This is a genomic window from Pseudomonas sp. R25(2017) (genome assembly GCF_002112565.1).
Classification (GTDB): domain Bacteria; phylum Pseudomonadota; class Gammaproteobacteria; order Pseudomonadales; family Pseudomonadaceae; genus Aquipseudomonas; species Aquipseudomonas ekonensis.
The window spans coordinates 95,812-109,877 of the sequence record NZ_NEHZ01000016.1; the positions used below are offsets into that span (position 1 = coordinate 95,812).

The window sequence follows — 14,066 nt, forward strand, 5'->3', positions numbered from 1 at the left end:
CTCACGGGTTCGCCCTTTTTCATTCGTGTGGCGAGGAAGCTTGCTCCCGCCGCCGGGACGGTCAATGCCGCTCGAGCGCGTTCACCAGGTCATGGAACGCCTCACGGTTGGACTCGTTCAGCCCCATGAGGATCTTGTGCGCCTCTAGCACCTTGATCCGCACCACCTCCTCCGACTGGTCCTGATCCGGCAGGTCGTCGAGACACTCCGGACACGGCACAGGGTGGTTGACGATGTTGAACACCTGCTCGAAGCCCATCGACTGCAGCAGACGGGTGATGTCATCGTGGGTGGTGACGACGGTCGGCAACAGGCCGACCTTCTGCCGCGACAGAATGGACAGCTTGGCCAACAGGCCCAGGGTGGTGCTGTCGATACTGCGGGTTTCGGTCAAATCGATCACGATCGCGTTGAAGTTCAACGCGGTGAAGATTTTCTCAATAGTCGCATCCAACGCCGAACACAGGGTCAGGCGTACTTCACCGACGAACTTCAGGACAAAGGTGCCGTCCTGCTCGGCGAACTGGATTCTACCGGTACTCATTGAAGGTTCCTGCTCAACACCAACAGGGCGATATCATCCGGCATCTCCCCGAGTGTGGCCAATCCAAACACCTGGCGCAGACCATCCAGGCTGCCGCCCGCCGTCTTGACCCGTTGGGGCAAGGCGGCTTCTTTTTCTTTGAGTGTGGGCTCTGGCAAAAGATCCAGAATGCCATCAGACATCAGCGTCAGGCTGAACGTCGGCGGCAGCTCCAGCACGTGATCCTCGTAGGTGGCCTCGTTGAAGAGCCCCACGGGCAGCCCGCGGCCCTCGAGGTAGCGCACGCCGTCAGGCGTGTACAGCACAGGCAACGGCAGATGGCCGCCGATGCTATAGGTCAACAAACCGGTCTCCTCGTCGATGACGCCACCGACCATCGTGACATGCTTGCCCAGCTTACAGCTGATCAGTCCCCGGTTGATATGGCCAAGGACTTCCGACGGTTTGAACTCCGGCAGCGTGCCGTTGCGCTTGGACTCGAACAGCAGCCGCGTGGTCATGAACTTCAGCAGCACGGTCACGAACGCGGAGGACGCGCCGTGGCCCGAGACGTCCGCCAGGTAGAACGCCACCCGATGGTCATCGACCCGGAAATAGTCGACGAAATCGCCGGACAGGTACAGGGACGGGATGATCTGGTGTTCGAAGCGCAGTTCGTCGACGCTCCAGGGACTGACCGGGAGCATGTTCATCTGCACCTGGCGCCCGGCGTTCTGGTCTTCCTGCAGCAGGTTCAGGCTGGCTTCGAGCTCGCGGTTGGCCTTTTCGAGCTTCTCGCGGTAGCGCTGGTTCTCCAGCAGCAGCCGCGCACGGTCCAAGGCCCGGCGCACGGAGTGCTCGAGCACGGCCAGGTCTTCGAGGGGCTTGATCAGGTAATCGGCGGCGCCCAGGCGCAGGGCCTCCACCGCATCGTTCATCACGCCGGCACCCGATACCACGATCACCGGCGTCTGCGGCGAGCGTTCGGTGACTTGACGGATGAGTTCGAGACCGCCCATCTGCGGCATGCGCAGATCGCAGATGACCAGATCGGGCTTGTCTTGCTCGAATACCTGAAGTCCCTGCTGACCGTTGCCGGCCTGCAGGACGCTGAAACCACTGTCTTCCAAATAGGCCGCGAGGCTCGCGCGCACTACTTCGTCATCATCGATTATCAGCAGCGTGGCACTGGTTTTTGGCATGTGGGCAAACGGCGCCAGAATGGGGTTGGCGTAGCAGGCGGGGCGACAGGCCCGGCGCAGACTACTGGATTCGCTTTCTAGCCTCTCTGTTGCAGCGCTTTCGGACAACGGTCCCGAACGCGATCACACCAGAGGTGCCCTTCTAAGGCGCAGACGGTACTCCCATCCGCGGGGCGTTTCAAGCATGCGCCGATCGCCACCTGACGACTTTGTTTGTCAAATCACAGAGAGTTATAAGAACCCATCCATCCGTAACCCGTTGGAAGGTCGTCGCCATGAAAAAAGGCGGCCTGACGGCCGCCTTCGATGTCCGGCGATCGACGCAGACGATCAGAAATCGTCTTCGACCTGGCCGTCCTTGACCTTGAACTCGCGGTTCTGCAGGTAGGCGTTGCGGATGAAGGTGTACTTGTCGCCGCTGATCAGCTTCTCGCTGGAGAGCAGGCTGGCGCGGGTGTCGACGATGTTCAGGCCGAAGATCGAGTTACGCACCGGCACGTCGTTGATGTAGCGGTAAGGGCCGGTGTAGCTGTCGACGTACTTCGACGGCGCATCGCGCAGGGTGCTCGGGCCCAGCAGCGGCAGCATCACGTAGGGGCCGCTGCCCACGCCCCAGTAGCCGAGGGTCTGGCCGAAGTCTTCGTCGCTGCGCTGCAGGCCCATCTTGGTGCCGACGTCGAAGAAACCGAGCAGGCCGAAGGTGGTGTTGAAGATCAGGCGCGCCGCATCGACGCCGGCGGCGGCCGGCTTGGCCTGCAGGACGTTGTTGGCGAAGTTGGTGACGTCGCCGACGTTGCGGAACATGTTGTGGATGCCGTCTTCGAGGAATTGCGGCGTCACATATTCATAGCCCTGCGCCAGCGGCTTCAGCGCGTAGGTGTCGACGAAATCGTTGAACTGGAAGATCGGACGGTTGACGCTTTCCCAAGGGTCTTCTTCCGTCGCGGCCTGGGCGGCGAACGGGGCCAGCAACACACCGGCACATACACAGATCTGAGCGAGAGGATTGCTCCAGCGCATAAAAGGAAACTCCTTGGATGGGGATGGCGCAGGACGAATCCGCCCCGGCGATATGGGCGCTAGTATAAGCGCAAAAGCCGCTTTGGGCAGGCCGTCGCGCTGACAACGTGCGACATCTCCTACGGCCGCTTTCACCAATGTGTCATCCAACTGTCACCGGCCTCCCCTAGCCTTTGGCTATTTCAGGGACGTTTTCATGCCGCACGCCGAAACCTTGCCCCACTGCGCCTCCAACCTGACCGCCGTGCTGTTCGGGCTCAGCGGCTGCCTGGTGGATTTCGGCGCCCGCGCCCGCCACGGCGAAGTCCTGCAGGAACACACCCAGGCCACCCCCGGCGCCCTGGACAGCCTCGACAGCCTGCAGCGCCAGCGGATTCCCTGCGCCTGGCTCGACGAACTGCCGCCCGCCCTCGCCCACCCCCTGACCGCCGCGTTGCCGTCATGGATCCAGCCGTCGCAATATTCGGCAACAATCAATCCATGGCCGGCCCCGGGCGCTTGCTGGCAAGCGCTGATGTCCCTGAACGTCGAACGGCTCGACGGCTGCGTGCTGGTCAGCGGCGAACCGCGCCTGCTGCAATCGGGCCTGAACGCCGGGCTGTGGACCATCGGGCTGGCCTCCTGCGGCCCGCTCTGCGGCCTGTCGCCGGAGCAATGGCACGCCCTGGAGCAGAAGGAACGCGAACAGTTGCGCGGCAAGGCGACGCTGCAGCTGTACGGCTTGGGCGTGCACTCGGTGATCGACCATCTGGGCGAGCTCGACACGTGCCTGGCCGACATCAGCCTGCGCAGGCTCAAAGGCGAGAAGCCCTGACCGGGATCATGCACGCGCCTCGAGAGTGGATTAGTCTTAAGGGGAGCCATAGACCTTTGGCGCCCGGCTGCTGTCTATGCCAGTGCCTCTCGACAAAAGGAAACCGCCATGCCCGCCCGCGAACTGCAAGAACAGCTCAACACCCTGCGCGAGCAACTGGAACAGAATCCGCCGCTGTCCGATGCCGAGCGCGAACATCTGCACCAGCTCATGGAGCAGATCAAATCCAAGCTCGATCTGGAGAAATCCACTCAGGACACCAACATTGCCGATGGCGTGAACCTGGCGGTCGAACGCTTCGAGGTCGAACACCCTGCCATCGCCGGCACCTTGCGCAACATCATGAACTCACTGGTCAGCATGGGCATCTGAGCCCCAGCACAAAAAAAGCCCTGCCGTCGCCGGCAGGGCTTTTTCATGTGCGGTGCCTTCACGGGCGCCTTCGTCAGCAGGCTGGCTCCCACCCTGTTTGGCGGTGAACACAGATTCTGGATTCACCGCAGAACCCTGTGGGAGCCAGCCTGCTGGCGATGAGGCCGGCGCGAACACCGCCTGTGGCGAAAGTCTTTACTGGCGAACCAGACGCAGGTTCGGCCACTGCGCGCTTTCGGTGCTGCGGTACGGGTTGATGTCCAGGCCGCCGCGGCGCACGTAGCGGGCATAGACGGTCAGTTTCTCTGGCTTGAGCAACCGTTGCAGGTCGAGGAAGATCCGCTCCACGCACTGCTCGTGGAAGTCCGAATGCTGGCGGAAGCTGACGATGTACTCCAGCAGGCTGGCATGGTCCAGCGCCGCGCCGCGGTACTCCACCACCACGCTGCCCCAGTCCGGCTGGCTGGTCACCGGGCAGTTGGACTTGAGCAGGTGGCTGTGCACGCTCTCCTCCACCACTCGCGAATCGTCGCAACGCAGCAGTTCGGGGCGCGGATGCTCATAGTTGCTGACACGGATGTCCAGGTCGTCGATGCACACGCCCGGCAGCGCGGTGACGCCTTCGGCCTCGACGTCCTTCAGGCTGCGGATCCGCACGCCCACCGGCTTGCCGGCGGCGGAGGACAGATCCTTGACCAGCGTCGCCTCCAGGCTGGCGGTGTCGGCGAACGGCGTCTGGTTCAGCGAGTTCAGGTACAGCTTGAACGACTTGGACTCGATGATGTTCGGCGAATCCGCCGGGATGCTGAACTCGCCGATCGCCACCACCGGCTTGCCCGACGGCAGCAGCCACGACAGCTCGAAGCAGTTCCAGAAATCCACGCCCTTGTACGGCAGGGTGTCTGCGGTCAGCCCCAGCTCCGCCCATTTGGCGGTACGCGGGATCGGAAACAGCAGGGACGGCGTGTAGGTGGCGATGTATTCGCTGGATTTGCCCAGCGGCGAATGTTCGGCTGCGGGATGCATGGCGGAAACCTGACTGAATAATCAGCGGATTCTACCAGCCTTTGCCCCCGCCTTTGAGTGCTTACTGACTGACCGTCAGTTTGCCGACCATGCCGGCCTGATAATGGCCGGGGATGTTGCAGGCAAACTCAAGATTGACGGCCTTGCTGAACGTCCAGGTCAACTCGGCGGTTTTGCCGGGCTCCACCAGCACGCTGTTGGGGTCGTCGTGCTTCATGCCCTGCTTCATCGCGCCCATCGCCATGGCGTCGTGGCCCATCGCGCTGTGGTCCATGCCGGCCATGTCGTGGGACATTTCTTTCATGCCCGTAGGCGTGAGCATGCCGCTTTGCTGCATCTTGAGCATTTCCTGCTGATGGCTGGCATGCATCGCCGCATCGCCCAGGTTGAATTCGTGCAGCAGTTGCCCCTTGTTCACCAGCACGAAACGAACGGTCTCACCGGCCTTGACCTCGATGGCCTTGGGATCGAACGACATGTCGCCCATCACCACTTCGATGCTGCGGCTGGCCTTGGCCGCCGGGGCCGGCTGGCCGAAATCGTAGGTGTGCGCCCCGGCCGCCCACACAGGCGAACTCAGCGCCAGCAGGCAGGCGGCGACGGTCAGACGGTTGCGCAAAAACATGGTCGTACTCCAACAAAGAAAGGTTCAGCCTGTGGGAAACTCTAGCCCGTCTGCGCTGGCGCGAACCTGACAGGCAGATTACAACTTTGTCAGGTTGGCCTGCGTGGCGACCGTCCACGGTATAACGCCCCGAAACCTCACCCGAGCCGCCCATGAAACTGCTGATCGTCGAAGACCAACCGAAAACCGGTCATTACCTGCGCCAGGGCCTGACCGAAGCGGGGTTCAACACCGAACTTGTGGCCGACGGCAACAGCGGCCAGCAACTGGCGCTGAGCGGCGACTATGCCTTGCTGATCCTCGACGTGATGCTGCCCGGCCGGGACGGCTGGCAGATCCTGCAGGCCGTGCGCGGCGCCGGCCTGGATACGCCGGTGCTGTTCCTGACCGCCAAGGATGCGGTGGAAGACCGGGTGCACGGCCTGGAGCTGGGCGCCGACGACTACCTGGTCAAGCCGTTCGCCTTCTCCGAACTGCTGGCCCGGGTGCGCAGCCTGCTGCGGCGCGGCAGCGCCACGCCCCAGGAGACCAGCCTGCAACTGGCGGACCTGCGCCTGGATCTGATCCGCCGCCGGGTCGAGCGCAGCGGCCAGCGCATCGACCTCACGGCCAAGGAATTCGCCCTGCTGGAAATGCTCCTGCGCCGCCAGGGCGAAGTGCTGCCCAAATCCCTGATCGCCTCGCAGGTCTGGGACATGAACTTCGACAGCGACACCAACGTGATCGAAGTGGCGATCCGGCGGCTGCGCCTGAAGATCGACGACGATTTCCCCAACAAGCTGATCCACACCGTGCGCGGCATGGGTTACGTCCTCGAAGAGCGGGCCGACTGATGCGCAGGCTTTCCTTGAGCGGGCGCCTGGCCTTGCTGTTCGCCGCCTGCACCGCCGCTGTGTCGCTGGTGGCCGGGGTGCTGTTCAGCCGCGCCAGCGAGGCGCATTTCATTGAACTGGATCAGCAGTTGCTCGACAGCAAGCTCATCGGCCTGCGCCGGGCCCTGCAGGACGTGCCGGACCATCAGCGCCAGGCGCGGCTGGCCGACGAACTGAGCCGACAGGCCGACCTGTCGCTGCGCATCAGCGGCAGCGATGGCCAGCGTTGGTACGACAGTTCGGACCGGTTGCCCGAAACGCTGCCCCGGGCGAGCGGCCTGGCCACGGTCAGCGACGACGGCACCGATTACCGGGTGCTGAACGCGGCACTCTATCCGGACAAGGCCGACTCACCACAGCTGACCTTGCTGCTGGACATCACCCATCACCAACACTTCCTGCAACGCATGCAGCACCTGATCTGGCTGACCGTCGGTCTGTCGGCGCTGGCCACCGCGCTGCTCGGCGCCTGGGCCGCGCGCAGCGGCCTGCGTCCGCTGCGGCGCATGAGCGCGGTGGCGCGCGGCGTCTCGGCGCAATCGCTCAACGCACGGCTGCCCCAGGAGCAGATGCCGCCGGAACTTTCGGAACTGGCGCAAAGCTTCAACGCCATGCTCGGCCGCCTGGACGACGCCTTTCAGCGGCTCTCGGCGTTCTCCGCCGACATCGCCCATGAACTGCGCACGCCGCTGTCGAACCTGCTGACCCACACCCAGGTCACCCTCACCCGCCCGCGCTCCATGGAGGACTACCGCGAAGCCCTGCACAGCAACCTCGAAGAGCTGCAATGGATGGCGCAACTGGTCAACGACATGCTGTACCTGGCCAAGGCCGACCACGGTTTGCTGATGCCCACGCGCGAGCCGCTGGAACTGGCCGACGAGACCGACACGCTGCTGGAATTCTTCGCGCCGCTGGCCGAAGACGCCGGCGTGACGCTCAGCCGCGAAGGCCACGGGCGCCTGGACGGCGACCGCGGCATGCTGCGCCGGGCCTTGTCGAACCTGCTGGACAACGCGTTGCGCTTCACCCCGGCCGAGGGCCAGGTGCGCTTGCTGATCGCCGAGCAGCCAACGTCATTGAGGGTGAGCGTGGAAAACACCGGCGAGGGGATTTCGGCGCAGCTGCTGCCGCGCCTGTTCGACCGTTTCTACCGGGCCGATCCGGCCCGCCAGGAAGGCAGCCAGGAACACGCCGGGCTGGGGTTGGCGATCACCCAATCCATCGTCCGCGCCCATGGCGGGCAGATTCATTGCGAATCGGCCCAGGGGTGGACGCGGTTTGTGATCGAGTTGCCGAAGGGGGATTGAGGCCGGCCGTTGCGGCCTCATCGCCAGCAGGCTGGCTCCCACATGGGATCTGTGTCATCCATCCCTGTGGGAACCAGCCAGCCTGCTGGTGATGGCGATCCTGAGGCTCAGGAGTATCTCAAGGCCTGCGCCGGCTCGACCTTCGCCGCCCGCCACGCCGGGTACACGGTGGCCAGGAAGCTCATGATGAAGCCCGCCGAGCAGATCAGCAGCACGTCGCCGCCTTGCAGCTCCGACGGCAGGTTGCTGACGAAGTACACGTCCGAACTGAAGATGTGCTGCCCGGTGACCCGTTCGATCCAGCCCACCATCTCGCTGACGTTCAGCGCGGCGATCACGCCGAGCACGCCGCCGATCAGCGTGCCGACGATCCCGATCACCGTGCCCTGCACCATGAAGATCGCCATGATCTGCCGGGGCGTGGCGCCGATGGTGCGCAGGATCGCGATGTCCGCACCCTTGTCGTTCACCACCATGATCAGGGTCGCGATGATGTTGAACGCCGCCACCGCGACGATCATCAGCAACAGCAGGCCAATCATGGTCTTTTCCATTTTCATCGCGCTGAACAGGCTGCCTTGGGTGTGGGTCCAGTCGTCGGCCTTGTAGCCGGCGCCCAGGCCCGTCGCGATGTCGGACGAGACCTTCGGCGCGGCGTACAGGTCCTTCACCGCCAGGCGCACGCTCTGCACCTGGTTCGGTTCCCAGTGCTGCATCTGCGCGGCGTCGGCCACATGGATCAGGCCCATGGAGCCGTCGAGCTCGGCGCCGACCTTGAACACGCCCACCACGTTCAGGCGCTGCATCCTTGGGGTGATGCCGCCGGGCGCGGTGCTGACCTCCGGCACGATCAGGGTGATCTTGTCGCCCACGTTCAGGCGGAAGCGCCGCGCGGTGATCTCGCCGAGCACCACGCCGTACTCGCCCGGCTTCAAGGCATCGAGCCGGCCCTGCACGATGTGCTGCGCGACGATCGACACCTTGCCTTCCTGGGCCGGGTCGACGCCGCTGATCTGGATCGGCTGCATCATCCCCTTGTAGGAGAGCATGCCTTCCATTTCGGTGAACGGCACGGCGGCGGTGACTTCAGGGTTCTTCAGCGCGGCGGCGGCCACCGGTTGCCAGTCATCGATGGGGTTGACGCCGACGATGGTCGCATGGGGCACCATGCCGAGGATGCGCGAGCTCATTTCGCGCTGGAAGCCGTTCATCACCGACAGCACCACGATCATCGCCAGCACGCCGAGGGCGAGCCCGATCATCGAAGTCATCGAGATGAACGAAACAAAGCGGTTGCGGCGCTTGGCGCGGGTGTAGCGCGCGCCGATGAAGATCGATAACGGTCTGAACATTCGCTGGGGCACCGTTTGGGAATAAAAGGCCCGACGCCTTCACCGGCATCGGGCTGCGGGCGTCAGATGGGGGTCAGGCAACCTTCCTGCAGGTGCAGGACGCGATCCATCTGGCGGGCCAGGTTCATGTCGTGGGTCACCACCAGGAACGCCGTGCGCATCGAAGTGCTGAGTTCGAGCATCAGGTCCTGAATGCCCTGGGCGGTGTGGGAGTCGAGGTTGCCGGTCGGCTCGTCGAGCATCACCAGCCCTGGCTTGTTCACCAGCGCGCGGGCGATCGCCACACGCTGACGCTCACCGCCGGACAGCTCGGCCGGCTTGTGCTCCAGACGATGGGCCAGGCCGACCCGCTCCAGCAGCGCCGTCGCACGCTGACGGGCTTCCGGGATCGGCGTCTTGCCGATCAGCAGCGGCATGCAGACGTTCTCCAGCGCGGTGAACTCCGGCAGCAGGTGGTGGAACTGGTACACGAAACCCAGCGCGCGGTTGCGCAGCTGGCCGCGGCCCTTCTCGCTCAGTGCCGAGAGCTCTTCGCCGGCGAGCCAGACGCTGCCCTTGGTCGGCGTGTCGAGGCCGCCCAGCAGGTTGAGCAAGGTACTCTTGCCCGAACCCGACGTACCGACGATGGCCACCCGCTCGCCGGGGAACAACTCCAGCTGCAGATTGGCCAACACTTCCACCGACTCCGGGCCTTCCTCGTAGGATTTGCCCAGGCTGCGGCAGCTCAAGATCGCTTTTTGACTCATGCCCGACTCACTCATAACGTAGCGCCTCCGCCGGCTGGGTGCGTGCGGCACGCCAGGCGGGATACAGGGTGGCGAGGAAACTCAGGACCAACGCGGCGGAGCAGACCATCACCACATCCTGGCTCTGCACCTGCGACGGCAGGTAATCGATGAAGTACACGTCCGCGTTGAGGAACTTGTGACCGATCAGGCCTTCGAGGGCCGAGATCGCGGCGCTGACGTTGAGCGCGGCGAAGATCCCGACCACCGCGCCGATGGCGGTGCCGACCACGCCGATCACAGTGCCCTGCACCATGAAGATGCGCATGATCGTCCCGGGCGTGGCGCCCAGGGTGCGCAGGATCGCGATGTCGCCCTTCTTGTCGTTGACCACCATCACCAGCGTGGAAATGATGTTGAAGGCCGCCACGGCGACGATCAGCAGCAACAGCAGGCCGATCATGGCTTTCTCCATGCGGATCGCCTGGTACAGGTTGCCGTGGGTGCGGGTCCAGTCGCGGGCGTAGTAACGGTCTTCGCCCAGCTGCCGGGCGATGTTCCACGCCTCGCGCGGGGCCTGGAACAGGTCGTCGAACTTCAGGCGCAAACCCTGCACCTGATCCGGCTTCCAGCGGTGCAGCTTCGCCAGGTCCTGCAGGTTGGTGACGCCCAGGTAGCCGTCGATCTCGCCGGCGCCGACGTGGAAGATGCCGACCACCGTGAAGCGTTTCATGCGCGGGAACATGCCGGCCGGGGTCACGCTGACCTCCGGCGCCACGAACGTGATCTTGTCGCCCAGGCCCACGCCGAGCTTGGCCGCGGCCTTGTCGCCGATGACGATGCCGAAGCTGCCCGGGGTCAGGTCGTCGAGTTTGCCCTGCCGCATGAAGTTGTCGATGATCGACACGTTGCGCTCCAGCGCCGGGTCGATGGCGTTGAGCAGCACCTTGGACACCTGACCGTTGTTGGTCAGCAGCCCCTGCATCTGGGTGAACGGCGCGACGGCCGTCACCTGAGGGTTCTGCCTGACCTTGTCGGCCAGGCCCTGCCAGTCGCTGATGGCTTCGCCGGACTCGACGGTGGCGTGGGGCACCATGCCCAGCACGCGGGTGCGCATCTCATGGTCGAAGCCGTTCATCACCGACAGCACCACGATCATCACGACCACGCCAAGGGCGAGCCCGATCATCGAAGTCAGGGAAATGAAGGAGACAAAATGATTGCGACGCTTTGCACGGGTGTAACGCGTGCCGATGAATACGAAGAGAGGTCTGAACATGTCGGGGCTTGTTCGGAGGGAAAAGGAACGTCCTTGTGGCGGGGGTCGATAACCAGCTTTACACTCAGACCACCGCCGCTACCATGGGTTCGCCATGTCGACATTAGATGAAGAAGATCGCCGCGAATACTACCGTATCGAGGACATGATCGCACTGGAAATTAGGCCCCTGTCCGCTCCCGAAGCGGCGGGCGAGGAAGTGTTGCAGGATGCTTCCCCCCTCTTCAACCTGCTCAGCGAACTGCACCTGAGCGAATTCGAGTCGCAGCACCTGCTGCGCCAGATCAGCGAGCGCGACCGCGCCATCGCCGCGTTCCTGAAGACCCAGAACAAACGCATCGACCTGCTCAGCCAGGTGGTCGCCCTGACCGTGCTCGGCCACATCGGCGAGCCGCAGCCGGTGATCATCTCCGAAGGCGGCATCGACTTCCAGCACCCGACGCCCGTGACCGTCGGCGCGCGGCTGTCGGTCAAGCTGGTGCTGATGCCCCAGGCCCTCGGCCTGCTGCTGCGCGCCCGCGTGACCCATTGCGACCGCAAGGGCGACGGCTATGACGTCGGCACCGAGTTCGAGCACCTGACCGATGCCCAGCGCCAATTGCTCGCCCGCTACATCCTGCAGAAGCAGGCCCAGGAACGACGCCTGGCCCGCGAACAGAACGAATCAGGCATTTGAATTAAGGAAGAACCGTGACCCTCATCTACGGCCACCGCGGCGCCAAGGGCGAAGCACCGGAAAACACCCTGACCAGCTTTCAGGAATGCCTCAAGCACGGCGTGCGCCGCTGCGAACTGGACCTGCACCTGTCCAAGGACGGCGAACTGATGGTCATCCACGACCCGACCCTCAAGCGCACCACCGAGCGGCGCGGAAAGGTCGTCGAGCACACGGCCGCCGAACTGGTGACCTACGATGCGCGCAAGGGCGGCCCGGGCTGGATCAAGCCCTGCCCGATCCCGACGCTGGAAGAGCTGTTCGAGAAATGCGACTTCGAGCACTGGCAACTGGAGGTCAAGAGCGCCTCGCGCACCCGCGCCGCGACCACGGTGCTGGCGATCCGCGAAATGGCGGTCAGGCATGGCCTGCTCGACAAGGTGACGATCACCTCGAGCTCACGGGAAGTGTTGAAGGCAGCGCAGGACCTGGTGCCGGACGTGTCCCGCGGCCTGGTGGCCGAGTACGCCTGGCTGGACCCGCTGAAGGTCGCGCAGAACTACGGTTGCGAGATCCTGGCCCTGAACTGGACGCTGTGCACGCCGGAGCGCCTGCAGAAGGCGCAGCGCCAAGGACTGCACGTCTCGGTGTGGACCGTCAACGAGCCCGCGCTGATGCGCAGGCTCGCCGACTTCGGCGTTGACAGCCTGATTACAGACTTTCCCGGTTTGGCCACTGCCACCCTCGAGAATTGCTGAAATCGGTCTCCCCGGCCGGCTCAGGCCACCGGCCGGAGCCGCTCAAAAAAGCCGGTTGAGGCCGTCGTACGCCGCTACCCGATAGGCTTCGGCCATGGTCGGGTAGTTGAACGTGGTGTTGACGAAGTACTTCAGGGTGTTGAGCTCGCCCGGCTGGTTCATGATCGCCTGGCCGATGTGCACGATCTCCGAGGCCTGATAGCCGAAGCAGTGAACGCCCAGCACTTCCAGCGTCTCGCGGTGGAACAGGATCTTCAGCATGCCTTGCGGCTCGCCGGCGATCTGCGCCCGCGCCATGCTCTTGAAGAACGCCTTGCCCACTTCGTACGGCACCTTGGCCTGGGTCAGCTCCTGCTCGTTCTTGCCGATCGAACTGATCTCCGGAATGGTGTAGATGCCGGTCGGCACGTCATTCACGAAACGCCAGCTGCCGTTGTCGACGATGCTGCCGGCGGCCGAACGGCCCTGGTCGTGGGCGGCACTGGCCAGGCTCGGCCAGCCGATCACGTCACCGGCGCCATAGATGTTCTGCACGCAGGTGCGGTAGTTTTCGTCGACTTCGATCTGGCCGCGGCTGTTGACCTTGATCCCGATGTTCTCCAGACCCAACTGGTCGGTGTTGCCGGTGCGTCCGTTGCACCAGAGCAAGGCGTCGGCCTTGATCTTCTTGCCGGACTTCAGGTGCAGGATCACGCCGTTGTCCACGCCTTCGACCCGGTCGTAGTCTTCGTTGTGGCGCACGGTGATGTTGTTGTTGCTGAAGTGGTAGCTCAGCGCCTGGGAGATTTCCGAGTCGAGGAAGCTCAGCAGTTGGCCGCGGTTGTCCACCAGCTCCACCAGCACGCCCAGGCCGCTGAAGATCGAGGCGTATTCGCAGCCGATCACGCCGGCGCCGTAGACGATCAGTTTGCGCGGGGTGTGGCCGAGGCTGAGGATGGTGTCGCTGTCGTAGATGCGCGGGTGGTGGAAGTCGATATCCGCCGGACGGTACGGACGCGAACCGGTGGCGATGATGATGTGCTTGGCCACCAGCTTCTCGACCACGCCGTTGGCGCAGACCACTTCGATGGTCTGCTCGTCGGCGAAGCTGCCGGTGCCGAAGAACACGTCGACGCGGTTGCGGGCGTAATAGCCGGTGCGCGAGGCGACTTGCTTGGAGATGACCTTCTCGGCGCTTTTCAGCACGTCCGGGAAGGAGAACCAGCGCGGCTCGCCGATGGCCCGGAACATCGGGTTGGTGTTGAACTGCATGATCTGCCGCACGGAGTGACGCAAGGCCTTGGACGGGATGGTGCCCAGGTGGGTGCAGTTGCCGCCGACCTGACGGCGGCTGTCGACCATCGCCACCTTGCGCCCCGCCTTGGCGGCGTTCATTGCCGCGCCTTCTCCCGCCGGGCCGGAACCCAGCACCACCACGTCGTAGTTGTAGACAGCCATGCGTACTCCTCAGAACAGGCCGCGGCGCCAACGGCACCGGCGGCTAAATCACGCCGGATGGCGGCGCGAAGGAACAATTGGGGGCCAGTGAAAAAA

Annotated in this window: 15 protein-coding genes; 6 read left to right on the forward strand and 9 right to left on the reverse strand. The window is 64.1% G+C overall.

Annotated elements, in window-relative coordinates; all coding sequences use genetic code 11:
• Positions 1-61 precede the first annotated feature (61 nt).
• The 3 genes from rssC to CAG31_RS20425 all read right to left on the reverse strand — a co-directional run bounded on the left by rssC (position 62) and on the right by CAG31_RS20425 (position 2,745).
• The gene (rssC, locus tag CAG31_RS20415) at positions 62-544 is read right to left on the reverse strand and encodes an anti-sigma factor antagonist RssC (RefSeq protein ID WP_085584507.1); all 483 of its coding nucleotides are present in this window, start codon (positions 542-544) and stop codon (positions 62-64) included.
• Positions 541-1,725, reverse strand: coding sequence for a two-component system response regulator RssB (gene rssB, locus CAG31_RS20420; protein WP_085584510.1), 1,185 nt, complete (start codon positions 1,723-1,725; stop codon positions 541-543). The genes rssC and rssB overlap by 4 nt, the downstream gene beginning before the upstream one ends.
• Before the next feature lie 330 nt (positions 1,726-2,055).
• Positions 2,056-2,745 carry a VacJ family lipoprotein gene (locus CAG31_RS20425; protein WP_085584512.1) on the reverse strand — a complete coding sequence of 230 codons (690 nt, stop codon included), beginning with the start codon at positions 2,743-2,745 and terminating at the stop codon, positions 2,056-2,058.
• 196 nt (positions 2,746-2,941) lie between these two features.
• On the opposite strand from CAG31_RS20425, the gene CAG31_RS20430 reads away from it, so the two are divergent.
• Positions 2,942-3,559 carry a phosphatase gene (locus CAG31_RS20430; protein WP_085584515.1) on the forward strand — a complete coding sequence of 206 codons (618 nt, stop codon included), beginning with the start codon at positions 2,942-2,944 and terminating at the stop codon, positions 3,557-3,559.
• 108 nt (positions 3,560-3,667) lie between these two features.
• Complete coding sequence (locus CAG31_RS20435) at positions 3,668-3,931, forward strand: DUF4404 family protein (RefSeq protein WP_085584517.1); 264 nt, start codon at positions 3,668-3,670, stop codon at positions 3,929-3,931.
• 195 nt (positions 3,932-4,126) lie between these two features.
• On the opposite strand, the gene queF is transcribed toward CAG31_RS20435, so the two are convergent.
• Positions 4,127-4,957, reverse strand: a complete 831-nt coding sequence (queF, locus tag CAG31_RS20440; protein WP_085584519.1) for an NADPH-dependent 7-cyano-7-deazaguanine reductase QueF — start codon at positions 4,955-4,957, stop codon at positions 4,127-4,129.
• A 61-nt stretch (positions 4,958-5,018) separates the two neighbouring features.
• Entirely contained in the window at positions 5,019-5,582 is a 564-nt protein-coding gene (locus CAG31_RS20445; RefSeq protein WP_085584521.1) for a plastocyanin/azurin family copper-binding protein, read from the reverse strand.
• A 152-nt stretch (positions 5,583-5,734) separates the two neighbouring features.
• On the opposite strand from CAG31_RS20445, the gene CAG31_RS20450 reads away from it, so the two are divergent.
• Together CAG31_RS20450 and CAG31_RS20455 are read left to right on the forward strand one after the other, a co-directional pair.
• Entirely contained in the window at positions 5,735-6,415 is a 681-nt protein-coding gene (locus CAG31_RS20450) for a heavy metal response regulator transcription factor (protein WP_085584523.1), read from the forward strand.
• Complete coding sequence (locus CAG31_RS20455) at positions 6,415-7,764, forward strand: heavy metal sensor histidine kinase (protein WP_085584525.1); 1,350 nt, start codon at positions 6,415-6,417, stop codon at positions 7,762-7,764. The genes CAG31_RS20450 and CAG31_RS20455 overlap by 1 nt, the downstream gene beginning before the upstream one ends.
• Positions 7,765-7,871: 107 nt before the next feature.
• Here the strand turns inward: CAG31_RS20455 and CAG31_RS20460 are convergent, their stop codons facing one another.
• The 3 genes from CAG31_RS20460 to CAG31_RS20470 form a co-directional block, all read right to left on the reverse strand.
• Complete coding sequence (locus tag CAG31_RS20460; RefSeq protein WP_085584527.1) at positions 7,872-9,116, reverse strand: lipoprotein-releasing ABC transporter permease subunit; 1,245 nt, start codon at positions 9,114-9,116, stop codon at positions 7,872-7,874.
• Between the two features lie 62 nt (positions 9,117-9,178).
• Positions 9,179-9,862 carry a lipoprotein-releasing ABC transporter ATP-binding protein LolD gene (lolD, locus tag CAG31_RS20465; protein WP_170930074.1) on the reverse strand — a complete coding sequence of 228 codons (684 nt, stop codon included), beginning with the start codon at positions 9,860-9,862 and terminating at the stop codon, positions 9,179-9,181.
• 7 nt (positions 9,863-9,869) lie between these two features.
• The gene (locus CAG31_RS20470) at positions 9,870-11,120 is read right to left on the reverse strand and encodes a lipoprotein-releasing ABC transporter permease subunit (protein WP_085584531.1); all 1,251 of its coding nucleotides are present in this window, start codon (positions 11,118-11,120) and stop codon (positions 9,870-9,872) included.
• A gap of 94 nt (positions 11,121-11,214) precedes the next feature.
• Between CAG31_RS20470 and CAG31_RS20475 the strand changes: the two genes are divergently transcribed.
• On the forward strand, positions 11,215-11,796 hold the full coding sequence (locus CAG31_RS20475) for a PilZ domain-containing protein (protein WP_085584533.1): 582 nt from the start codon (positions 11,215-11,217) through the stop codon (positions 11,794-11,796).
• Between the two features lie 14 nt (positions 11,797-11,810).
• Positions 11,811-12,533 (forward strand): glycerophosphodiester phosphodiesterase, encoded by a 723-nt coding sequence (locus tag CAG31_RS20480; protein ID WP_085584535.1) that lies wholly within the window; start codon positions 11,811-11,813, stop codon positions 12,531-12,533.
• Positions 12,534-12,575: 42 nt separating this feature from the next.
• Here the strand turns inward: CAG31_RS20480 and sthA are convergent, their stop codons facing one another.
• Complete coding sequence (gene sthA / locus CAG31_RS20485) at positions 12,576-13,970, reverse strand: Si-specific NAD(P)(+) transhydrogenase (RefSeq protein WP_085584537.1); 1,395 nt, start codon at positions 13,968-13,970, stop codon at positions 12,576-12,578.
• Between the last annotated feature and the right edge of the window lie 96 nt (positions 13,971-14,066).

Coding starts and splice junctions, on each gene's coding strand:
- rssC (WP_085584507.1), bottom strand. CDS start 544: ATGAGTACCGGTAGAATCCAGTTCGCCGAGCAGGACGGCACCTTTGTC.
- rssB (WP_085584510.1), bottom strand. CDS start 1,725: ATGCCAAAAACCAGTGCCACGCTGCTGATAATCGATGATGACGAAGTA.
- CAG31_RS20425 (WP_085584512.1), bottom strand. CDS start 2,745: ATGCGCTGGAGCAATCCTCTCGCTCAGATCTGTGTATGTGCCGGTGTG.
- CAG31_RS20430 (WP_085584515.1), top strand. CDS start 2,942: ATGCCGCACGCCGAAACCTTGCCCCACTGCGCCTCCAACCTGACCGCC.
- CAG31_RS20435 (WP_085584517.1), top strand. CDS start 3,668: ATGCCCGCCCGCGAACTGCAAGAACAGCTCAACACCCTGCGCGAGCAA.
- queF (WP_085584519.1), bottom strand. CDS start 4,957: ATGCATCCCGCAGCCGAACATTCGCCGCTGGGCAAATCCAGCGAATAC.
- CAG31_RS20445 (WP_085584521.1), bottom strand. CDS start 5,582: ATGTTTTTGCGCAACCGTCTGACCGTCGCCGCCTGCCTGCTGGCGCTG.
- CAG31_RS20450 (WP_085584523.1), top strand. CDS start 5,735: ATGAAACTGCTGATCGTCGAAGACCAACCGAAAACCGGTCATTACCTG.
- CAG31_RS20455 (WP_085584525.1), top strand. CDS start 6,415: ATGCGCAGGCTTTCCTTGAGCGGGCGCCTGGCCTTGCTGTTCGCCGCC.
- CAG31_RS20460 (WP_085584527.1), bottom strand. CDS start 9,116: ATGTTCAGACCGTTATCGATCTTCATCGGCGCGCGCTACACCCGCGCC.
- lolD (WP_170930074.1), bottom strand. CDS start 9,862: ATGAGTCAAAAAGCGATCTTGAGCTGCCGCAGCCTGGGCAAATCCTAC.
- CAG31_RS20470 (WP_085584531.1), bottom strand. CDS start 11,120: ATGTTCAGACCTCTCTTCGTATTCATCGGCACGCGTTACACCCGTGCA.
- CAG31_RS20475 (WP_085584533.1), top strand. CDS start 11,215: ATGTCGACATTAGATGAAGAAGATCGCCGCGAATACTACCGTATCGAG.
- sthA (WP_085584537.1), bottom strand. CDS start 13,970: ATGGCTGTCTACAACTACGACGTGGTGGTGCTGGGTTCCGGCCCGGCG.